A 21234-nucleotide genomic window follows, 5' to 3' on the forward strand; every position below is an offset into this window, starting at 1 on the left:
GGAACGGCCGTCAGTGTCAGGGGCGGCCGCCCCCGCCTCCGCCCCCTCCGCCGAAGCCTCCGCCGCCCTCCGGGGCCTCCCCCGCCGTGACCGTGGCGATCTTCTCGGCGGAGCCCAGCTCACCCGACTCGGCCAGACCGCCGGTGTCGGTGCCCGAGGCACTGCCACCGGCGTGGACCGTGTACTCCTCGCCGCTCTTGATGCCCGCGCCGGAGTACACGATGTTCTGGGCGGCCTTCGAAGTGACGTACGACGCCACAACCTTGCCGTCGGAGTCGACGATGTGCACGGTCGTGCCGGCCTCGACGGCCGAGTCGAGCGTCGCCGAGAGCCAGCCCTGCGCGGACTCGCTGTCCGGGGCGACGACCATGCCCGCGCTGCCGGCGGCGAGCAGTGTGCCGCCGCTGACGGTGAAGCTGCCGTTGACGTCGAGCGCGCCGTTGCCGTTGCGCTCGGGCCCGTTGACGACGACCGTCCCGCCGGTGATCTCGGCGGTGCCGTTGGAGTCGAAGCCGTCGCCCTCGGAGTCGATGACCAGGCTGCCGCCGGTCACCTTGACGATGAAGTCGCCGACGCCCTCACCGCCGCCGCCCCCACCAGGACCGCCGCCTCCACCGAAGCCGCCCTGGTCACCCTCTTCACTCGAAGTGGCCTCGCTGCCCGACGCGTTGACGCCGTCGTCACTCGACGTGACGTCGGTCGAACCGCCGCTGACGAGGATGTCCTTGCCCTCCAGGCCCTCGTTCGCCCGCGTGACCTTCACCGTGCCCGCGCTGATGACGAGTTCGCCCTCCGCGTGCACTCCGTCGTCACCGGCGGCGAGAGTGGCGGCCACGCCGCCGAGGTGGACGGCGCCGTCGCCGTGCAGGGCGTCGGCCGAGGACGTGACGTCGACGGTGCCGCCCTCCAGGACGGTGATGACGCCCGACTTGAGCCCGTGGGCGGAGGAGTCGTCGGATGCCTCGCTGGTGACGGTGACCTTCCCGCCGGTGGTGACGAGGTCGGTGGCCGCGTCGACGCCGTCGCCCGCGCTGGTCACCTTGACGGTGCCGCCGCCGACGGCGATGTAACCCCGGTCGGCGTCCTCGGTGTTGTCGGCCTTGAGCCCGTCGCCCTTGGCGGTGACGGTGACCGTGCCGCCGTTCACCACCACGTAGTCCTTGCCGCGGATACCGTCGTCGGCGGCGTCGACGGTGAGGGTGCCGCCCTGGATCACCAGACCGTCGGTGCTGGTGATCCCGTCGTTGCCGTTGCCCTTGACGGTGAGCGAGCCGCTGCCGCCGATGGTCAGGTCGGCGGCGCTGTGCAGGGCGGCATCGGCCGTCGCGTCCTCGGCGTACGTGTCCGTGTCGCTCAGCGTGTTGGCGCTGCCGTCGGCGAGGGCGACCACGACCTCGTCGGCGTCGGTGACGTCGATCGCGGCGCCCTTGGAGTTGGCGATCTTCACGCCGTCGAGGATCAGCGTGACCTTGGCCTCGGGGGCGGTGACCACGACCTGCCCGTCGTCGAGACTCCCGCTGAGCCGGTAGGTGCCCGCGGCCGTGACGGTGACGGTGGTCCCGTCGACCTTGACGCCGGCCCCGTCGGAGGAGGCGGAGTCACCCGTCAACTCGATACCGACGACCCCGGAAGCGTCCACGTCCACATCCGTGTCGTCCGACTCCGCGTGGACGTCCTGGTTGTCGGCGAGCACGGCGGCGGCCTTCTGGGACCCGTCGACGGCAGCGGCGGCCGACGACGATCCCGAACCGGCCTCGGAGGACCCGGAGTTGTCACCGGACGAGGACGAGCATCCGACGAGCGCGGCGCCGGCGAGTCCCACCGAGGCGAGCAGACCCGCCAGTTTGTACGCGCTCCTGTTGTAGGCGCTCATGCTGCGCTCCCGTGAAGTGCGGTCGGATCGGTCGGAAAGTTGGGGAAGTGGCGCCGCAGAACGGGCAGCCACCGATGCGCGGGCAGTCCGGGCCGCAGCGCGGCAAGCCCGGTGCCGTACTTGGAGAGCGGAACAGGCCGGTGCTTCAGCGACCACAGCAGCCGGTCCGCCTCCGACCCGGCCCGCCCCGACTTGGTCTCGACGACGGCCCGTTCCGGCGTACGCAGCCCGGTCCCGTCGGGCAGCGCCCAGGTCAGCCCGGTGTCGACGGTCACCCTGCTGTCGCTCGCGGGCAGGAACAGGGTCGTACGCCGGTACGAGGTGACCAGCGTGGGCACGAACCGGAACCCGCCGGAGTCGATCCCGGCCCCGGCGAGCACGTCGTCGGCGTACGCCCGCGCCTCCGGCGACAGACGCCACAGATCACCGTCGTACGGGATGCGCTGCTTGACGGTCGTACCGCGCGGGCCGCTCGTCTTGACCTCGAAGTAGTGGTCCCCGGAGTCGAGATACGTACGGACACGCAGCTTGTACCGGCGCCGGCGGCGGCGCGCGGTCCGCAGATAGCCGTCCAGCCCGGGGGTGTCGAAGTAGACGGACCGATACCCGAAGTCCCGCGCACCACCCATCTCCAGAACCTGCACACCCATGCCCAACCCACCTACGAACAGGGGGAGTTCACGGACCGGAAGCACGTACTTCCGGTCCAGACGGGTCAACAGCGAGGCCCGCTCGACGAGTTCGTCGAGGCCGATCGGGCGCAGGGCGCCGACCATCGGACCGAGGCCGAGGGAGGAGGCGGGTGCGGTCACGCCCCGACTCCCTGCCGTGCGGGGGAAGTTCCGGCCTCCCGGGGTGCCTTCGACCCCTCGGTGACGAGGTAGCGGACGTCGACTTGAGTGGTGTCGTTGACGAGGTCGACGCCCTTGACCGACAGGTTCACCACGCGTCCGCCGAGCAGCACCTCCAGATGCGCCCGCAGGGCCTCGTCGTCGGTGTAGGCGGAGTCGAGCCGCAGGCTGAGCTGCCGGTGCCGGCCGAAGAGCCGGGGGTGGTCGCCGACGTACATCGTGAGGACGATCAGCCCCATCAGGGCGGTCGTCAGCACGTTCACGCTCGTCGGCAGCCCGGCGAGCAGACCGAGAGCAAGAGCGGAGAAGTAGTAGGCGATCTCGTGCTGGGCGATCTCGTACGACCGCAGCCGGATGATCGACAGAACCCCGAACAGCCCCATCCCCAGCCCGATCCCCACCGAAGCGGAGCTGAGGGTCATCGCGACCGAGAGAACCCCGACGTTCACACCGAGGAAGGCGGCGATCAGGTCCCGGCGATGGTGGCGCGGGAAGTAGACCCCGAAGGTGAGGGCGGCGATGGCGACGAGATCGACGGCGACGAGCAGCGACTGGTTCACGACGCGCTCCCCGACCCAGTCTTTACGGTGACTTGGCTCATTGTTTGACCATGAGCAACCTGGCTGTGAATCAACTGGGCCGTTTCTTAAGGAACCTTGAGAATCGCGGGCACCACAGCGGACAACTCGGGCAAGGCAGGCAGGGCGGGCAGGGCGGGGACGCACTGCTTCTGCACACAAGATCCCTACGCTCCCGTGGCAGCGACCGACCGTCCACCGAGCGCGCAGGGAGTCGTCCATGACACTCGTCATCGCCACCGCAACGCCCTTCCACGGCCATGTCCAGCCCGTCCTCACCGTCGCCGCCGACCTGGTACGGCGGGGACACGAGGTCGTCGTACTGACGGGGAGCCGTTTCGCCGAGCAGGTGCGGGCCGTGGGAGCCCTCCATGTGTCGCTGCCGTCCGCCGCGGACTTCGACGACCGGAAACTGGAGCTGTACTTCCCCGAGCGCGCCGCTGTCCCGGTGGGCCCGGCACAGATCGACTACGACATGAAGTACATCTTCGGCGACCCGACGGCGGCCCAGTACGGCGCGTTGAAGAACCTCCTGGACCGGCGCTTCCCGGCGTCGGTGGTCATCAGCGACCCCTTGTTCCTGGGAACGGCCGCACTGGCCCTCTCGGCACCCCCCGGCCGCCGACCGGTGACCGTCAGCCTCGGCATCACGATGCCGACCCTGCTCAGCGAGGACGCCCCGCCCATCGGACTCGGTATGCAGCCACTGACCGGGGAGGACGCGAGGGAACGGCACAGGGAGATGAACGAGCAGGTCAAACAGATGATGGCGGGAACCCAGCAGCACATCGAGGAAAACTTCGGCGAGAGCGGAGTCGAACTCCCCGGGTTCTTCCTCGACTGCCTGATCACCGTGCCGGACCACTACCTCCAACTGACCGTCCCGGGCTTCGAGTACCCACGCGGCAACGCCCCGTCCTCCTTCCGCTTCGTAGGACCGCTGACCACCGCACCCCGCACCACGGAGGAACTGCCGGAGTGGTGGGCGGACGTCCAGAACGCGGGCCGGCCGGTCGTCGTGGTCACCCAGGGCTCACTCGCCAACCGCGACCTCGGCCGCCTGATCCGCCCCACCCTGGAGGCCCTGGCCGACGAGGACGTCCTGGTCGTCGCCGCAACAGGCCGCCCGGACGGCCCGGCCGAGCTCGAGTCCACGGGCCCGGTCCCGCCCAACGCCCGCCTGGCCGGCTACGTCCCCTTCGACCTCCTCCTCCCCCACGCCTCCGTCCTGGTCACGAACGGCGGCTACGGCGGCGTCCACCAGGCCCTCCAACACGGCGTCCCCCTCGTCGTGGGCGGCGACGGCGAGGACAAGCCGGAGATCGCGGCACGGGTGGAGTGGAGCGGCGCCGGCATCGACCTGCGGAGCGGGGACCCTTCGGCGGCGGATGTGCGGAAGGCTGTGCTTACGGTGCTGGGGGAGACGGGGTATCCGAAGCGGGCGGGGGAGTTGCGGGGGGAGTTCGGGGGACGGGATGCGTTGGGGGTTATTGCGGGGGTGGTGGAGTCGGCGGGGGCGGCGGCAGGGTCGTGACTCGTCGGGCCCTCGGGGGCGACACCCGCTCTCCTGAGGCGGGTGTCGCGGGTTCGGATCCTGCCGGAGGCACGGAGAAGTACCAGGTCAGGAGTGCTTCCGTCCGACGAAGGAAGGGCCTCTGCGGTGGCGGCACACATACGGCACCGACGCCGCGGGGCCACCTAACAGTTGCTGCTCCCACGGATTGACCACCAGAGCCCCGGTTCGGGCCATGTGCTTGATATTGCGTGTGGCCACCGTCCAGCCGCCGGCCAGGGCGGTCGCGGCGATCAGGGCGTTCGGTGGGTCGATGCTGGTGCCGGCGGCCTTGAGCGTCTTGTGGATGGTGAGGTAGGCGGCCGCTTCCGCTTCGCCGATCGCTGCGATGCGGTCACGGAATTCGTGCCGTACCGCAGCGAGGGCTTGTGCGTAGCGGGCTTGTCTTACGGGGTCCGGGGTCGAGGCAACGCCGGCCTCGATCTCGGCGACGGTGATCACGCTCAGGAAGCGGTTGGGGCGGGCCGTGGACCGGAACCAGGCCAGAACGCGCGGATCGGGCTTCGCCCGGGTCGTGAGTTAGGCGACGACATTGGTGTCGAACAGGTAGATCACTCGGCGTCCGTCTGCGCATCGTAGGAGCGGGCGCCGAACTCCAGACCCTCGAACGGCCGGGAGAGCAGGAATTCCTCGAAACCGTCGTTGCTCAGCGCCACCCAGCGGTGCAGCATCTCGGGCAGAGCCTCGATCTCCGTGTCGGCGAGCTCCGCGTCGAAGTGCCGACGCCGGTCCTCAGGCAGAGACTCCCGGATGTCACGGATCGTCCGCAGCGGATGCGACGACGAGCGCGGCAGGTGAGGCACACCGCTCGGAGCCGTGGTCATCGGCAACCCTTCCGCGTGCATCGGGCTGCGTACTGCTGCTGGTCCCAGGCTACTCCACCAGGAGTTCCTTCAAGAACGAGCCCACGCCGCGGATCACGCGTAGGACCCGGCTCCGAGCCGCAGGAACAGCCACACGCCCCCCGGAGCCCGTCTCGAATGATCGGACTCTACGAAAGCGCGAAGCCTCGGGGAAGAGCAGACCGCACCCTCCCGATTACGCCGCGCCCGAAATGTCCTACCCCGTGAGTGCCATCCCCCCGATCCCTAGCATGAGAATCCGGTCGGGGGTGGAGGTGAAGCGTGCCAGAGGAGCCGGTTCCTCTACGGTTCAGGGTTCTTGGGGAGGTGCGGGTCTGGCGGGGTGGGGTCGAGGTCGATCCGGGGCCTCCGGGGCGTCGGACTCTGCTCGCGCTGCTGCTGGCGCGTGCCGGTTCTCCGGTGCAACTGCCCGACATCGTCGACGCGTTGTGGGCGGACCGGCCGCCCGGGCATGCCGTGAACATGGTGCACCGGCATGTGGGCGAGCTGCGGCGACTGTTGGAGCCGGGGCTGCCGCTGCGGGCCGAGGGCGGGCTGCTGTTGCGCGGGGGCGGGGGCTATCGGCTCGCGGTGCCGCCCGACGCCGTCGACCTGCTTGTCTTTCGTCAACTCGTGGGGCGGGCCAGGGAGTCCGGTGATTCCGCGGGTGCCGTCGACCTCTTCGTCGAGGCGCTCTCCCTGCGGGGCGAGCCCGCCTCCGGACATGCCGAGGTTTCGGCGTCTCCCCACCCTCTCTTTGTCGAACTGGAGCGCGAGTACGACTGCGTTGTGCGTGAGGCCGCCGCATTCGCGCTCGGCTGTGGGCGGGCCGACCGTGTGCTGCCCGTCCTCTCCGCCAGTGCGGCTCGGTGTCCGCTCGACGAGGGGATACAGGCCCTGCTCATGCGCGCCCTCGCCGCCACCGGGCGCCCCGACCGGGCCCTCGCGGTGTTCCGCGCCACCGCCGCCCGGCTCGCCGACGAGCTGGGTGTCGACCCCGGGCCCGAACTCACCGCCGCCCGGCCGCAGGTGACCGAGAGACCCTCGACTACCTCGGCCACCTCCAATACCTCGACTTCCCCGGCTCCCCCTCCCCTCACCACCCCACCCGTCCCTCCCGCCCAACTCCCCTCCGCCCTCCCCGCCTTCGTCGGACGGCATGCCGAACTGGAGTTGCTGCGCGGGCTTCTGGAGGGCGTCGACGGGGCCCGCCCCTCCTCCGCCCCCGTCATCTGCACGATCAGCGGCACAGCCGGTGTCGGCAAGACCGCGCTGGCCGTGCATCTGGCCCACGAGGTCGCCGACCGGTTCCCGGACGGGCAGTTGTACGTCGATCTGCGCGGCTTCGCCGCCGGGGTGTCGCCCACGGCGCCGGAGAACGCCGTACGGGGATTCCTGGACGCCCTCGGTGTGCCGGCCGCGCGGGTGCCCGAGTCGCTGGACGCGCAGGCCGCTCTGTACCGGAGTCTGTTGGCGGGGCGCCGCATGCTGGTGGTGCTCGACAACGCCCGTGACGCCGCGCAGGTCAGGCCGCTGCTGCCCGGTGGCGGCGGGTGTCTGGTCCTTGTCACCAGTCGGAACCGGCTCAGCGGGCTCGCCTCCGCCGACGGCGCCCGGCCCCTCACCCTGGATCTCGTCACGTCCGACGACGCCCGCGACGCGCTGGCCGCGCGGATCGGCGCCGACCGGGTGGCCGCCGAGCCCGAGGCCGTGGCCGAGATCGTCGCGCTCACCGCACGGCTGCCCCTCGCCCTGGCGGTCGTCGCCGCCCGTGCCGTCGTCCACCCCTCCTTCCCGCTCTCGGCACTCGCCGACCAACTCCGGGGCTCGCACAGGGCACTTGACGGCTTCCACGAGGCCGGCGCCGACACCGCGACCGACGTACGGGCCGTCTTCTCCTGGTCGTACGACGCGCTCGGGGCCGAGGCCGCCCGGCTCTTCCGGCTGCTGGCCCTGCATCCCGGGCCCGATCTCACCGTTCACACCGCGGCGGCCCTCGCGGGTCTGACCGTCGGACGGACCCGGCCGCTGCTCGCCGAACTCGCCGACGCCCACCTCCTCACCGAGCGGGCCCCCGGCCGGTACGTCTTCCACGACCTGCTGCACGCCTACGCCACCGAACTCGTCCACGCGGACGAGACCGACGACGAACGGCGGGGCGCTGTGCGGCGGTTGCTCGATCACTGTCTGCACACCGCCCACGCCGCCGCGCTCCACTACGACCCTCCGACAGCCGTCATCACACCGGAAGAGGCGTCCCAAGGGTCCGTGCAAGCCCAGGCGCTCGGCGACGACGCCGCCGCCTGCGCCTGGTTCCGCTCCGAACGGCCGCTGCTGCTCGGGGTGTTCAGACAAGCCCTGGAGCACGGTCTCGACGGCCATGTGTGGCAGCTGGCCTGGTGTCTGGAGCGGTATCACGAACGGCTCGGGCACTGGCACGAGTACCTCGCCCTGCAACGTGCCGCCCTGCCCGCCGCCCGTCGGCTGGGCGATCCGGTCGCCCTCGGGCACGCCCATCGCGGGCTCGGCCGGGCCTGCGTGATGCTGCGGCACTACGCCGAGGCGGAGGAGCAACTGCGGTGTGCACAGGGGGTGTTCGAGGAGGCCGGGGACGGTCACGGCCTGGCGCAGGTCCAGTTGTCGCTGTGGCTGCTGCTGACCCGGCAGGATCGGTTCAAGGAGGGGCTCGACGAACTCGCGCCCGCCCTCGGCATCTACCGGGCGTCCGGCCATCGCCGGGGGCAGGCGTACGTCCTGGTGGCGACCGCCTGGGGCGAGGCCTGCCTCGGCGACTGCCGCAACGCCCTCGTCCACGCCCACCAGGCACTCGCCCTGTTCCAGGAACTCGGCGCCCGGCTCCCCGAGGGCTACACCTGGGACACCCTCGGCCATGTCCACACCCGACTCGGCGAGCACCCGCGGTCGGTGACCTGTCACCAGCGGGCCCTCGCCCTGTTCCGTGAGGCCGGCGACCTGTTCAACGTGGCCTGTGTGCTCGACCGGCTCGGCGACGCCCACCTCGCGGCCGGCGACCGGGCGGCGGCCCTGAGCACCTGGCGGGCCGCGCGGGAGGCCATGCAGGACTTCGACCCCGTATGGGCGGCCGAGGTGCGGAGGAAGATCGATGCGTGAGGTCGTGAGGTCGTCAGGCCGTGAGGTGCCGAAGCGGTGATCACTGAGGTGTTGAACTCCTGCCGCGCGCTCCGCTCCCCCGCTCACAAGCGAGGCACACTTCGTCCACTCCCCCCTGCCTACGCTCCCGCCGACATCGCCAACACCCGTACACGGGGAGCAAGTTCCATGACGTACACCATGATCAACGGAAACCGGCTGTTCCACACCGACGAGGGGCCCGCCGCCGACGCGCGCGGCGAGACGCTGCTGCTGGTGCACGGCGCGACCTGCGACTCGCACGACTGGTCCGCGCAGATCGACGCGTTCTCGGCGCGGCACCGGGTGATCGCGCCGGACCTGCGGGGGCACGGCCGTTCGTCGGGGCTCACGGGCGGTCAGCGCCCGCGCGACTTCGCCGCCGACCTCGCGGAGCTGCTCGACAGCATCGACTCCGGCCCCGTGGTCGTGGTCGGGCACTCGCTGGGCGCGGTCGTCGCCTCGGTACTCGCGGTCGAACACCCGTCGCTGGTACGGGCCGTGGTCGCCGTCGACCCCGGCTACGGCTTCGAGGACGGCTTCGCGCCGCAGCTCGCCGCCGCCTTCCGCGTCCCGGACCCGGTCGGCACCGCCGTGGCCGTCATCGGCGGGCTGGAGAACAACACCACGTCCGGACCCGAGGCGGAGTCCCTGCGATCCTGGCACCGTCGGCGGATCCTCGGCATGGACCCGATGACCGTGCGGGACGTCTTCCACGGCCTGTTCGACGAGGCGGCGACCCCGCTGACCTCCCGGCCCGGCGTCGAGACGTTCCTGGCGCGCAGGGCATGCCCGGTGCTGTCGCTGTCGGCCGCCAGCTCACTGAAGGCCAAGGGGATCGACGGGGACTGGGAGGAGCGGCTCAGCGGGCATCCGTACAGCGCCTCGGTGGTGCTGGAGGGGGTCGGACACTGGCTCTTCCAGGAGCGGCCGGCCGAGTTCAACGCGCTCGTGCTGGGCTGGATGGACGGGCTGCCCGCCGTCTGACGGAGAGTGGGGAGTGCGGACGGCGGGGCGAAATCGGGGGGCGTACGTGCGGGGCTACAGCGGGAGTTACGACGGTGACTATGCGGTTCTCGGTACTGGGACCGGTGCGGGTGTGGCGCGACGGCGGGGAGGTGCGGCTGGGGGCCGCACAGCAACGGCTGTTGCTCGCCCTGCTGATGGCGCACGCGGGGCAGCCCGTGACCATGGAGGAGACGGTACGGGCACTGTGGGGCGAGTCGCCCCCGGGCCGGCCCGCCAACGCCGTGTACCGGCACATCGGGGTGCTGCGCCGGTTGCTGGAACCGGAGTTGGCGATGCGCGCGACGGGCGACTGGCTGATCCGGGACATCGGCGGCTACCGCCTCAACGCGTCGCCCGACACCCTGGACCTGCTGCGCTTCCGGGAGTTGGCGCGCCGAGCGCGGGCGGCAGCGAAGGGCCTTGAAAACAGCGGCACTTCACCAACTGCCGCTGTTCCGCTGTTCCTTGAGGCACTGGCCCTGCGAACCGGGGCCGTCGCCACGGGAATTCCGGCCGAGGCCCGCTCGCATCCCGCGATCGAGGCGCTCGAACGCGAGTACCTGACGGTGGTGAAGGAGGCCGCCGACGTGACACGGGCGGCCGGCGCGTCCGGTCAGCTGCTCGGCGTACTCCACCGCACCGCCGCCGACCACCCGCTCGACGAGTCCCTCCAGGCCCGGCTCGTACGGGCGTTGGCGGCCACCGGGCAGCGCGCGGAGGCCCTGGACACCTGGCAGCGCGTACGCGTCACGCTCGACTCCGAGCTGGGCGTGGCCCCCGGCCCCGAACTACGGGCCGCACAACGGGATGTACTGCGGCTGGACACACCCGCGCCCAGCGCCCGGACAAAGGGCCCGACGGGCACGCCGGTCCTGGCCCGCGCGAACGGAACAGCCCGTACGCCGCGCACGGAGCGCGTGCGGCCCGTGGCGTCCGGCCACCTCACCGCCGTCCCCGCACCGGCCGAGGCCCGGCACGGGGAGTCCTCGGCGGGCGACGGCGCCGGTCCCCTCGTACAGTCCGCCCCCGATCCCTTCGTACGGCCCGCCCAACTCCCCGCGGACCTCGCCACGTTCGCGGGTCGCAGGGCCGAACTCGCCCAGGTGAACGGACTGTCGGCGGATCCGGCGCCCGGGCTGCGGATCGCCGTGATCAGCGGCATGGGCGGCATCGGCAAGACCACGCTCGCCGTGCGCTGGGCGCACCGGATCGCCCACCGTTTCCCGGACGGGCAGCTGTACGTCAATCTGCGCGGCTTCGATCCGGGCGGGGCGGCGACGGACCCGGGGCAGGCCCTGCGCGGGTTCCTGGAGGCGCTCGGGGTGCCCGGGCAGCGCATACCGGCCGGGGCGAACGCCCAAACCGGGCTGTACCGCAGCCTGTTGGCACGGCGCCGGGTGCTGATCCTGCTCGACAACGCGCGCGACGCCGAACAGGTCCGCCCGCTGCTGCCGGGCAGCCCCGGCTCCTTGGTCGTCGTCACCAGCCGGGACCGGCTCCTCGGCCTGGTCACCGCCGAGGCCGCCCGCCCCCTGGCCCTGGACCGGCTGCCCGCCGCGGAGGCCCGCGAGACACTCGCCCGCCGCCTCGGCGCCGAACGTGTCCTGACCGACCCCGCCGCCGTCGACGAGATCGTCGCCCGCTGCGCGGGACTCCCGCTGGCCCTGGCCGTGGTCGCCACCCGGGCCGCCACCAACCCGGACTTCCCGCTCACCGCCGTCGCGGACGAACTCCGCACCGCCCAGGGCAGTCTGGACGCCTTCACGGACACGGACCCGGCCGGGGACGTACGGGCGGTGCTCTCCTGGTCGTACCGTGCGCTGAGCCCCGGCGCGGCCCGGCTGCTGCGGCTGCTGTCCCTGCATCCGGGCCCGGACGTCACCGTGCCGGCCGCGGCAGCCGTCGCGGACGTCGAACCGGGGGCAGCGCGCAGCCTGTTGGCCGAACTCACGCGCTCCCACCTCCTCACCGAGCACGCCCCCGGCCGCTACATCTGCCACGACCTGCTGCGCACCTACGCGATGGAACGCGCCGGCCAGGACGAGACGACGGAGGCCCACGAGGCCGCCGTACACCGACTCCTCGACCACTACCTCCACACCGCGCACGCCGCCGGACTCCTCTACTCCCCGCTGTGGCGGACCAGTCCGCTGGCCGCCGCCGCACCGGGCGCACGCCCCGAGGCGCTCGCCGACGACGGGCAGGCGCTGCGCTGGTACACGGCCGAACGTCAGGTGCTGCACGCCGTCGCCGCTCTCGCCGCCGAACAGGGGTACGACGGCCATGTCTGGTCCCTGGCCTGGACGCTGGAGCGGTTCATGGACCGGCAGGGGCACAGCCACGAGTCCGTGGCCCTGCACCGGGCCGGCCTCGACGCGGCCGTCCGGGACGGCGACCGCACCGCCCAGGCCCATCTGCACCGCGGGCTGGCCCGTGCCTCGGCCCGGCTGGAACAGTACGACGACGCCCGCGCCCACATCGGGCGGTCCCTCGCCCTGTGCACCGAACTCGGCGACCGGCCCGGCCTCGCCCACGCCCACCGCAGCCACGCCTGGCTCCTGGACCGGCTCGGCGACTACGACGGCGCCCTCGAAGCGGCCGGCCGCGCCCTCACCCTGTACCGGGCCGTCGGCGACCACGCGGCGGCGACCAGTGCGCAGCACGCCCTGGGCTGGACCCACGTCCTGCTCGGCGACCACCGCCGGGCCACCGTGCATCTGGAGGAGGCCCTGGCCGGGCTCGACGGGCACTACGGCACCCGCTACGGCAAGGCCAACACCTGGGACAGCCTCGGTATCGCCCGCCACCACCTGGGCGAACACCAGCGGGCCATCGCCTGCTTCCAGTGCGCGCTGCGGCTGTACCGGGAGATCGGCGACACCTTCAGCGAGGCCAACACGCTGCGCCACCTCGGCGACACCTACCTCGCCGTCGGCGACCCGGGCTCGGCCCGCACGGTCTGGGAGCACGCCCTGCGCCTCCTCGTCCGGACCGACCCGGCGGCGGCCTCGGAACTCCGGACGAGACTGCGGGCCCTGGGCGACGCGGTACCGGCGCCGAGGATCAGCGCCGTGTCCGCGTACCCCTGACAGGGATGTCACCAGGGGATGTCACCAGGAGAGAGCGTCGGCCATGTCCGACTGCCAGTACGTGACGGTGATCGAGCTGTCGACGTACACGCCCTTGGCGGGCAGGGTCGGGCGGGCCGGGCTCGTGCTGTCCGTGTTGAAGTAGACCTCCAGGGTCTTGGCCGTGTAGCCGTCCCTGCCGCTGCCGTCCGCCGCCGAGACGGTGACGCCGGCGTAGCCCGACTCGCCGGGGGCGAGCGTGACGACGGCCTGCGGCTGGGAGTCCTCGATGACCGGCGGGACGGACTGGGCCTCGCCGAACCGCACGGCCGGGTAGTACGCGAGGTCGCAGTTCCCGGCGCCGGTGTTGGTGACGGTGAGCAGGACGTGGTTCAGGGGACGGTTGACCACCGTGGCGGTCGTCCTGGTGTTGGCGGGGGTGCAGGGGGACAGGTTGGACTCGGAGTCGTCCGAGCTGTCCGAGCCCGTGGAGCCCGACGAACCCGTGGACCCAGAGGTGCCCGAGGAGCCCGTGGAGCCCGAGGTGCCGGTGGAGCCCGTCGTCCCGCTGGAGCCGCTGCTACCGGTCGAGCCGGAGGTGCCGGTGGTACCCGTCGAGCCCTTGTCGCTCGCCTGTCCCGCCCCCGTGGTCGTCCCCCCGCTCGTCGTGGACGAGGAGGAGGACCCGGTGGCGGTGGAGGAGGCGGACGGGGCGCCCTCGTCGCGGGTGCCCTCCGCGCTGCTGCACGCCGTCATCGTCAGAGTGGCGACCGTGAGTGCGGCGGCGGCGAGCAGACGGGTGCGGGCGGTACGTGCGGACATGTGATTCCCCGATTTCGCTACAAGAAGGGTTTGTACGCAGGCCACTTGACCGGGTGCCGGAAGCGGCGTGCTTGGATGGCCAGAGCTTGTCCGGTGATCCGTCCCAGCCGCCACATACGCCGGGGCATCCGGGACGCTGGAACGCCAGAACCCCCTCTGACCTGGGGGAACAACACCCGCCTGGAACGGCGGTCCGGGACACGGGAAGAGGGAGGAACGGTGACGGGGGATGAGTTCCCGGAACTGCTGGGCCGGTTGAAGGAACGGTCCGGGCTGAGTTACGGCGTGCTCGGGAAGCGGCTGCACATGAGTGCGTCCACGCTTCACCGGTACGTCAACGGGGACGCCGTACCGGCGGACTACGCACCCGTGGAGCGGTTCGCCCGGCTGTGCAAAGCGACACCCGAGGAACTGGTGGAGCTGCACCGGCGGTGGATCCTCGCGGATGCCATGCGGGGGCAGCAGAAGGCGGGCGCCGCCACGGCTCCGGTGACGGAACCCGTGGGTGCCGTGGCCGGGGAGGCTGCCGCAGCCGCCGTATCCGCTGAAGCCGAAGAGGAACCGAAGGTGCCGGCGGCGGACCCGGCGGCCGAAGCGGACAGGCCCGTGACCGTGGAAGCGGTGGCTCCCACGGCTCGGCGCCGGCGAACCGTCGTCCTCGCCGGGGCCGCCGTGGTCGCGGCCGTCGTCGCCGCCACGCTCGTGGTGAATCTCGTACCCGGCAAGGGAGATGACGACGAGAGCGGGAAGCGGTCCGTGGGGGTCGCGGTCCCCGGGGCCGACAGCAGTCCCAACGCTTCCGCGCCGACCGGCGCGAAGAGCGCGTCGGCCGCACCGTCCGTCTCGTCCAGCGGCAGTCCTACGGTCTCCTCCTCGCCCTCCGTCTCCGCCTCCCGGAGCGCCGAGGCCGGGGCAGGGGCGGGAGCGCAGGACGACGCCGTCGAGGACGGGGCGACCGCGCCGATCGTCACCGTCAACCCGTACAAGTGGGCAGACCCGTGCGGTCCGCACCTCCTGATCGACCGGGAGCCCGATCAGGTGCCTCCGCCGCCGAACGAGCCGGACGCGCGCGGCTGGAACACCGCGCTCGGCGGGGTCACCGCCGGGCAGCAGATGATCGCGCTGACCATCCAGGGCACCGGGAAGGCCACGGTCGTCCTGGAGGACCTGCATGTGCGGGTGGTGGACAAGGGCGATCCGCTCGCCTGGAACGACTACCAGATGCACGACGGCTGCGGCGGCGGCGTGGACACGAAGGCCTTCGACGTGAACCTCGACGAGGGGCGGCCCCTGGTCTCCCCCAGGTCGGGTCAGCGCGGCTTCCCGTACAAGGTGAGCGAGTCGGATCCCGAGGTCTTCTACATCTTCGCGGACGCACGGGCGTACTACGTGGGCTGGTACCTGGAACTGGAGTGGTCCAGCGGCGCACAGCACGGAATCCTGCGCCTCGACGACAACGGCAACCCCTTCCGCACGAGCGGCAACGTGGGCCGACCCTCGTACGTGTATCCGAACGGTTCCTCCGCCTGGGAGCGCCACCCGTACGAGCCCAACATTCCCGGCTGACGGTGGAGCCGGCTACACCCCCGGTCGGGGAGGGCGCTCCCTGGCGACACCAGGGAAAGGTTGCTTGACTTAAGTAACTCGATTATGTTTGCCTAAGTCAAGCAATGAAACCCCCGAACCGGGGCCGCCTCAACGCGGAGGAGGCCCCGTCGCGCCCGACCCGTGGGGACGGGGAACGGCGCGGTCACCGGACCGGAATCCGGAAACACCCCCCATCCGGCATCCGGTCCGGTGACACCCACAACGCCTACGGCACCCACGACGCCCCTCTTCGGCGCACACGAGGCCGACATCCCCCGCACCGCTGCCAGCCCGCCCGCCACCGGACAGGAACGCTCCCCCATGATCAGCAGCCTCAAGCGGCAGCTGCGCAGCCGCCCCGGCCCGAATCCGCACACCAACCCGAGCCCGACCGGGCATCCCGCCCCCGTGCGCCGCCCCGGCCGCACGGACGCGGCCGTCGCCGTCGCGGTCTTCGCCTGTTCCTTTCCCGGCAGTGTCTTCACGCTCCCCGGCGGCCCGGAACTGCCCTGGGGGCCGGGCGCGCTGCTGACCGGCGTCTCCTGCGTGGCGCTGCTGTGGTACCGCTGCCTGCCCCGCACCACCGTGGTGGTGACCGTCCTGTGCGCCACGGCGATGGCCGGGATCGGCCACGTGCTCTCCGTCCTGCTGCTCGGGCCGCTCATGGTCGCGCTCCACTCGCTGGCCCTGCGCACCGACCGCAGGACCGCCAACCTCTTCACCCTCGGCGGGATCGTCCTGCTGGTCGGCACGGGGCTCTTCGTCGGCCCCGCCGGTGAACCGCTGATCCTCAAGCTGGGCGGTCCCGCCGCCTGGCTGCTGCTCCCGACCTCGCTCGGCACCGTGACCCGGCTGCGCGGGGCCTGGCTGGAGGCGGTCCAGGCCCGTGCCGAGCACGCGGAACGCACCCGGGAGGAGGAGGCGCTGCGCCGGGTCGCCGAGGAGCGGATGCGGATCGCGCGTGATCTGCACGACGTGGTCGCCCACCATCTGGTCCTGGCCAACCTCCAGGCCGGCGCCGTGGCCGGCCGGCTGCCCGACCGGCCCGACGAGGCGGCGCGGATCGTCGCCGACCTGACCGGCACCACCGCCTCGGCCCTGCGTGAACTCAAGGCCACTGTGGGCCTGTTGAGACAGTCCGACGACAGGGACCGGCCGGACCTGCCCACGGAACCCACCCCCGGACTCGCCCGGCTGCCGGAACTCGCCGCCTCCTTCGAGCACGCGGGGCTCAAGGTCGCCGTCACCGTCGAAGGGGAACCTCGGCCACTGTCGGCCGGTGCGGACGTCACGGCGTACCGGATAGCGCAGGAGGCCCTGACCAACGTCACCAAGCATGCCGCCGCCCGGTCCGCCGAGGTGCGGCTCACCTACTCCCCGGCGTCCGTCGTGCTGGCCGTCACCGACGACGGGCCGGGGAAACAGCCCCGCGCCGGTGCCGGCACCGGCGCTCCGTCCAACTCCCCTTGCCCGAGCGGCGGTTACGGCCTCATCGGGATGCGGGAGCGGGCGCACTCCGTCGGCGGGCACTTCCGTGCCGAGCCTCGACGCGAGGGCGGCTTCGGGGTGGTCGCCGAGCTGCCGCTCCGGTCCGAGGAGACCGATCGGGCCCAGTAGGCCCAGCGGGCCGAGCACGACTCACTGTGATCTAACCCACGCCCCACCCCCTCGATTTAACTTGCGTAAGTCAAGCAACCCTTCTTATGCTTGCGTAAGTCAAGTAATTGATTCTTCCCAAACGGAGGCCCGACGCCATGTCCGACGCCCTTACCCGTCCCGCCGGAGCGGGGACATCCGCCCCGCCGCGGCCGAACGCCGTGGTGGCGGTGCTGGCCCTGGCCGGGATCGTCGTCTCGCTGATGCAGACCCTGGTCATCCCGATCGTGCCCGAGCTGCCGAAGCTCCTGGACGCCCCCGCGTCCGACACCGCCTGGGCGGTCACCGCCACCCTGCTCGCGGCCTCCGTGGCCACCCCGGTGGTGGGCCGGCTCGGAGACATGTTCGGCAAGCGCCGGATGCTGCTGGTCAGCATCGTGCTGCTGGTGTCCGGCTCGCTGGTCTGCGCGATGGCCGACTCCCTCGTCCCGATGATCATCGGGCGCGCCCTCCAGGGCCTGTCCGCCGCGGTCGTCCCGCTCGGCATCAGCATCATGCGTGACGCGCTGCCCGCCGACCGTCTGGCCGGCTCCACCGCGCTGATGAGCGCCTCGCTCGGTGTCGGCGGCGCCCTCGGTCTGCCCACGGCCGCCTTCATCGCGGACCGCTGGGACTGGCACATCCTCTTCTGGGTCTCCGCCGCGCTCGGCACCCTCGCCCTCGTTCTCGTCCTGCTGATCGTGCCGGAGTCGAAGGTGCGTACCGGCGGCCGGTTCGACCTGGTCGGCACGGTGGGTCTCTCCGCCGGGCTCATGTCCCTGCTGCTGGCCGTCTCCAAGGGCGGCGACTGGGGCTGGACCAGCGGCACCACGCTCGGCCTGGGCGCCGCGTCCGTCCTGATCCTGCTGGCCTGGGGCTGGTGGGAACTGCGCAGCACGCAGCCGCTGGTGGACCTGCGTACGACCGTCCGCCCGCAGGTGCTGTTCACCAACCTCGCCTCGATCGCGCTCGGCTTCTCGATGTTCGCGATGTCCCTGGTCCTGCCGCAGCTGCTCCAGCTGCCCGAGCAGACCGGCTACGGCCTGGGCAAGTCCATGCTGACCGTCGGCCTGGTGCTGGCTCCGCAGGGTCTGGTCATGATGGTGATGTCGGCGGTGTCCGCGAAGGTCACCAAGGCCAAGGGCCCGAAGGTCACCCTGATGATCGGCGCGCTGATCGTGGCCGGCGGCTACGGCCTGAACCTCCTCCTGATGTCCGAGGTCTGGCACCTGGTCCTGGTCTCCTGCGTCATCGGCGCCGGTATCGGCTTCACCTACGGCGCGCTGCCCGCCCTGATCATGGGTGCCGTGGACCCGACCCAGACGGGTGCGGCCAACAGCCTCAACACCCTGATGCGGTCCCTGGGCACCTCGTTCGCCAGCGCCCTCGCCGGTGTGATCCTGGCCCAGATGACCACGGACTTCGGCGGTGCGGCACTGCCCGCGGAGAACGCCTTCAAGGTCATCATGGCCATCGGCGCCGGAGCCGCCCTGCTGGCCTTCCTCCTCGCCTCCTTCATCCCGCGTCGCCGTGAGCCGGCGCAGGAGGCCGTGGCCGACAGCCCGGCCGGGACCCCGAAGACGGCCGCGGTCAAGGCCTAGGCACCAGGCGCAGGCATACGTCTGCACAGGCACCCCCCTCAAGGAGGCCGCCGTCCGCACCCGCGGGCGGCGGCCTCCTTGCGTGATCCGCGCAACATCCGGCGCCATCTCCACCCCGACTACTTGCGTAACTCAAGCAATTCCATATACTTGAGTAAGTCAAGCAATCTAAACGACGGCATCGCGACCGCTCGCACGAATCGCGAACCACGAACCGGATGGAGACCGCCATGGAGAACACGCACCGGACCCCGGCGGCTCCGACCGCTCCCGGTCCGTTCGCCTCCTTCGTCCGGTTCGTGGTGTGCGGCGGCGGGGTCGGGGTCCTCTCCAGCTTCGCCGTGACCCTGCTGGCCCTCTCGATGCCGTGGGGACTGGCGAACGCAGTCATCACCGTCGCCTCCACCGTCCTGTGCACCGAGCTGCACGCCCGCTTCACCTTCGGCGCCGGCCGCCGCGCCGACCGGCGCGAGCACTGGCAGTCGGCGGGTTCGGCGGCGGTGGCGTACGTGGTGACCTGCGCGGCGATGCTCCTGCTGCACCTGATCCAGTCGTCGCCCTCGGCGCTGACCGAGCAGATCGTCTACCTCGGCGCGTCGGCCCTCGCGGGGCTGGGCCGGTTCCTGGTGCTGCGGCTGGTCGTCTTCGCGGGCGGTCGCGGTGACCGTGGCGCCAAGGAAACCGGTCTCGGCACGGCGAGCGGTCCGGTCACGGCGAACGGTCTCGTCACGGCGCCGGTGCGGGAGTACGTCGTCCCGGTCGGCGCGGGTGTTGGCGGGCGGCACGGGGTCCCCAGCGGGGGCCACACCACGACGGCACTCACGGCGCGTCGACTGTGCCCGCCCTCCGCACGGCCCCGCCCCCGGCGTCAGAGCGGCAGGTCGTCGGGGAGCACCCGGAACGCCTTGTGCCGACTCAACGGTCGCACGGCCCTGAAGTCGCGCCCGTCGAGGGTGAGGATCGCGTCGGTGTCGTAGTCGGCCGCCAGCGTCACGTTCACGGCGGCGGCCAGGTCCAGGTCCAGGTCCAGGTCCAGGTCCAGCGCACGGTAGCGGGCACGGACCGACTGAGCGGCGGACAGATGGTCCTCCGTGATCTCCGGCAGGACGACACGGCCCCGGCTCATCCAGCGACGGATGTCGTCGACCGCGCTGAGGGCGGCCTCGCGCCCGAGTTCGCGCGTGGCAACGTGATCCAGTTCCGCCAGCAGGAGCGGGGACATGACCAGGAGGCCGGCCGCCGTGATCGCCTCGTTCGCCGCCGCACGCTCCGGGTGGGCGGAGTCCAGGGCCGCCAGCAGGCCGGACGGGTCCGCGATGACGATGATCACCTGTCGGCTCCGGGCTCGGGGTCGGTCTCGCGGCGGACCGCGTCGGCGACCGTGTCACGGACCTCGGCCTTGGACGGCGTACGGCCCGGTCCCTCGAAGGTGCGCGAGAACAGCGGCTCGTCCCAGACACGGTTCGCCATGGCCGCGAGATGGATCCCTTGGCGGATGATCTCGGCCTCGCTTATCCCCCGGCGCTTGGCGGCCTCCTTGATGATCGCCAGATCCTCGGGGTCGGCGTAGACATTGGTGCGCTTCATGGACATGTACCAACGGTAGTCCATGTACCAGAATGATGTACGGGAGTGATTCAGGCGTGGCGGCCCGGGAAAGACTCCACCCCGGGCCGCCCGGCGAAGCCCAGGTCAGGAGTCCAGGGCCTTGTTGAGCTGGTCGGCGTAGTAGATGTAGCCCGTCAGGTTGGGATGGAAGACCTCGGTCGTTCCGCTGCTCAGGTTGTTGATCCACGGGTCGGTGCCGCACGCCCCGTGGCCCTTGAACGTGTCGCGGACGTCGACGAACGTGACCGACTCCTGGGCCGTCGCTGCCTTGGCGCCCTCGGCGAGCGCGTCGGCGAAGGCGTTCATGTAGGTGCGCTTGGCGGTGCTGAGGTCGATCACCGGGCAAGTACCGGTCAGGGAGAGCGCCTGCGGGTAGCCGACGACGACGATCTCGGCGCCCGGCGCCTTGGCCTTGATGTCCTTGTACAGCGTGGCCAGCTCCGTCACCAGCTGGTTCTTGGCGTAGTACGACATCCAGTCCGTGGCCGTCTTGCAGTAACTGTCCGACTCCAGCAGGCAGTTCTGGACGACGGTGGAGAACTGGGCGTCGTTGCCGCCCACCGTGAGCGTGACGAGGTCGGTGCCGCTGGTCACGGCGGACAGCTGGTTGGCGCGCACGTCCGCGATGGTGGCGCCGCTGCACGTGACGTCCTTCAGCGTGTACTCGGAGTGCGCCGCGGCCGACTGGGCCGGGTAGTTGAGCTGGCTGCGCTTGCAGTCGCCGCTCGCGGTGTCGTAGTACCCCGCGCCGACCCCGGAGGCGTACGAGTCGCCCAGGGCGACGTACTCCTTTTCGCCCGCCGCGTGGGCGGGGGTGCCGGCCACCGCCGCCATACCGGCGAATGCCACCACAGTGCTGACGACAACTGACGCCACTTTACGCATGAGTTCCTTCTGGAGACTGGAAGGGGGAGGGCGTGAGGATCGTAAAGTGGTGCATCATTCGGGCAATTCGGGGCCGCCCAGCCGCAAGTGAGGGAAAATGCCCGGCATTTGGTGCCCTCGTCGCCGAGTACTGCCCCCGTTCCTGTACCGGGG

The 21234-nt window shown here is 71.5% G+C and carries 16 protein-coding genes and 1 pseudogene; 8 read left to right on the plus strand and 9 right to left on the minus strand.

Features of this window, described 5'->3' with window-relative positions; genetic code table 11:
• Nucleotides 1–16: 16 nt before the first annotated feature.
• From OG787_RS22670 to OG787_RS22680, 3 genes are read right to left on the minus strand one after another with little or no spacing between them, the layout of a single operon-like run.
• Entirely contained in the window at nt 17–1873 is a 1857-nt protein-coding gene (locus tag OG787_RS22670) for a carbohydrate-binding domain-containing protein (RefSeq protein WP_405536200.1), read from the minus strand.
• Nucleotides 1870–2685, minus strand: coding sequence for a polyphosphate polymerase domain-containing protein (locus OG787_RS22675; protein WP_369030216.1), 816 nt, complete (start codon nt 2683–2685; stop codon nt 1870–1872). The genes OG787_RS22670 and OG787_RS22675 overlap by 4 nt, the downstream gene beginning before the upstream one ends.
• Nucleotides 2682–3284, minus strand: coding sequence for a DUF4956 domain-containing protein (locus OG787_RS22680; protein WP_369030215.1), 603 nt, complete (start codon nt 3282–3284; stop codon nt 2682–2684). The genes OG787_RS22675 and OG787_RS22680 overlap by 4 nt, the downstream gene beginning before the upstream one ends.
• A 238-nt stretch (nt 3285–3522) precedes the next feature.
• Here OG787_RS22680 and OG787_RS22685 point away from each other — a divergent pair, with 238 nt between their 5' ends.
• Entirely contained in the window at nt 3523–4836 is a 1314-nt protein-coding gene (locus tag OG787_RS22685) for a glycosyltransferase (RefSeq protein WP_405536201.1), read from the plus strand.
• An 87-nt stretch (nt 4837–4923) separates the two neighbouring features.
• On the opposite strand, the gene OG787_RS22690 is transcribed toward OG787_RS22685, so the two are convergent.
• Together OG787_RS22690 and OG787_RS22695 are read right to left on the minus strand one after the other, a co-directional pair.
• Nucleotides 4924–5361 (minus strand): PIN domain-containing protein, encoded by a 438-nt coding sequence (locus OG787_RS22690; protein ID WP_405540561.1) that lies wholly within the window; start codon nt 5359–5361, stop codon nt 4924–4926.
• 65 nt (nt 5362–5426) lie between these two features.
• Nucleotides 5427–5699 (minus strand): hypothetical protein, encoded by a 273-nt coding sequence (locus OG787_RS22695; RefSeq protein WP_369030213.1) that lies wholly within the window; start codon nt 5697–5699, stop codon nt 5427–5429.
• 300 nt (nt 5700–5999) lie between these two features.
• Here OG787_RS22695 and OG787_RS22700 point away from each other — a divergent pair, with 300 nt between their 5' ends.
• The 3 genes from OG787_RS22700 to OG787_RS22710 all read left to right on the plus strand — a co-directional run bounded on the left by OG787_RS22700 (nt 6000) and on the right by OG787_RS22710 (nt 12964).
• Entirely contained in the window at nt 6000–8849 is a 2850-nt protein-coding gene (locus tag OG787_RS22700) for an AfsR/SARP family transcriptional regulator (RefSeq protein WP_405536202.1), read from the plus strand.
• A gap of 168 nt (nt 8850–9017) precedes the next feature.
• Nucleotides 9018–9854: an alpha/beta fold hydrolase gene (locus OG787_RS22705; RefSeq protein ID WP_369030211.1), complete on the plus strand. Its 837-nt coding sequence runs from the start codon at nt 9018–9020 to the stop codon at nt 9852–9854.
• 80 nt (nt 9855–9934) lie between these two features.
• Complete coding sequence (locus OG787_RS22710) at nt 9935–12964, plus strand: AfsR/SARP family transcriptional regulator (protein ID WP_405540562.1); 3030 nt, start codon at nt 9935–9937, stop codon at nt 12962–12964.
• A gap of 21 nt (nt 12965–12985) precedes the next feature.
• Here the strand turns inward: OG787_RS22710 and OG787_RS22715 are convergent, their stop codons facing one another.
• Nucleotides 12986–13765 (minus strand): DUF4232 domain-containing protein, encoded by a 780-nt coding sequence (locus OG787_RS22715; protein ID WP_405536203.1) that lies wholly within the window; start codon nt 13763–13765, stop codon nt 12986–12988.
• 219 nt (nt 13766–13984) lie between these two features.
• On the opposite strand from OG787_RS22715, the gene OG787_RS22720 reads away from it, so the two are divergent.
• From OG787_RS22720 to OG787_RS22735, 4 genes and pseudogenes are all read left to right on the plus strand, one after another.
• Nucleotides 13985–15331, plus strand: coding sequence for a helix-turn-helix domain-containing protein (locus OG787_RS22720; protein WP_405536204.1), 1347 nt, complete (start codon nt 13985–13987; stop codon nt 15329–15331).
• A 342-nt stretch (nt 15332–15673) separates the two neighbouring features.
• Complete coding sequence (locus OG787_RS22725; RefSeq protein WP_369030207.1) at nt 15674–16969, plus strand: sensor histidine kinase; 1296 nt, start codon at nt 15674–15676, stop codon at nt 16967–16969.
• Nucleotides 16970–17106: 137 nt separating this feature from the next.
• Nucleotides 17107–18588: an MFS transporter gene (locus OG787_RS22730; protein ID WP_369030205.1), complete on the plus strand. Its 1482-nt coding sequence runs from the start codon at nt 17107–17109 to the stop codon at nt 18586–18588.
• 230 nt (nt 18589–18818) lie between these two features.
• Nucleotides 18819–19271: pseudogene (locus OG787_RS22735) on the plus strand (GtrA family protein); the annotation flags it as partial.
• A gap of 185 nt (nt 19272–19456) precedes the next feature.
• Here the strand turns inward: OG787_RS22735 and OG787_RS22740 are convergent.
• From OG787_RS22740 to OG787_RS22750, 3 genes are all read right to left on the minus strand, one after another.
• The gene (locus OG787_RS22740; protein WP_405536205.1) at nt 19457–19918 is read right to left on the minus strand and encodes a PIN domain-containing protein; all 462 of its coding nucleotides are present in this window, start codon (nt 19916–19918) and stop codon (nt 19457–19459) included.
• Nucleotides 19915–20181, minus strand: a complete 267-nt coding sequence (locus tag OG787_RS22745) for a CopG family transcriptional regulator (RefSeq protein ID WP_369030203.1) — start codon at nt 20179–20181, stop codon at nt 19915–19917. Before OG787_RS22745 ends, OG787_RS22740 begins: the two co-directional genes overlap by 4 nt.
• A 99-nt stretch (nt 20182–20280) precedes the next feature.
• Nucleotides 20281–21081 carry an SGNH/GDSL hydrolase family protein gene (locus OG787_RS22750; RefSeq protein ID WP_405536206.1) on the minus strand — a complete coding sequence of 267 codons (801 nt, stop codon included), beginning with the start codon at nt 21079–21081 and terminating at the stop codon, nt 20281–20283.
• Nucleotides 21082–21234 lie beyond the last annotated feature (153 nt).

Source organism: Streptomyces sp. NBC_00075, from assembly GCF_045041225.1.
Classification (GTDB): domain Bacteria; phylum Actinomycetota; class Actinomycetes; order Streptomycetales; family Streptomycetaceae; genus Streptomyces; species Streptomyces adonidis.

Coding starts and splice junctions, on each gene's coding strand:
- OG787_RS22670 (WP_405536200.1), bottom strand. CDS start 1,873: ATGAGCGCCTACAACAGGAGCGCGTACAAACTGGCGGGTCTGCTCGCC.
- OG787_RS22685 (WP_405536201.1), top strand. CDS start 3,523: ATGACACTCGTCATCGCCACCGCAACGCCCTTCCACGGCCATGTCCAG.
- OG787_RS22695 (WP_369030213.1), bottom strand. CDS start 5,699: ATGACCACGGCTCCGAGCGGTGTGCCTCACCTGCCGCGCTCGTCGTCG.
- OG787_RS22705 (WP_369030211.1), top strand. CDS start 9,018: ATGACGTACACCATGATCAACGGAAACCGGCTGTTCCACACCGACGAG.
- OG787_RS22710 (WP_405540562.1), top strand. CDS start 9,935: ATGCGGTTCTCGGTACTGGGACCGGTGCGGGTGTGGCGCGACGGCGGG.
- OG787_RS22715 (WP_405536203.1), bottom strand. CDS start 13,765: ATGTCCGCACGTACCGCCCGCACCCGTCTGCTCGCCGCCGCCGCACTC.
- OG787_RS22725 (WP_369030207.1), top strand. CDS start 15,674: ATGATCAGCAGCCTCAAGCGGCAGCTGCGCAGCCGCCCCGGCCCGAAT.
- OG787_RS22730 (WP_369030205.1), top strand. CDS start 17,107: ATGTCCGACGCCCTTACCCGTCCCGCCGGAGCGGGGACATCCGCCCCG.
- OG787_RS22745 (WP_369030203.1), bottom strand. CDS start 20,181: ATGTCCATGAAGCGCACCAATGTCTACGCCGACCCCGAGGATCTGGCG.
- OG787_RS22750 (WP_405536206.1), bottom strand. CDS start 21,081: ATGCGTAAAGTGGCGTCAGTTGTCGTCAGCACTGTGGTGGCATTCGCC.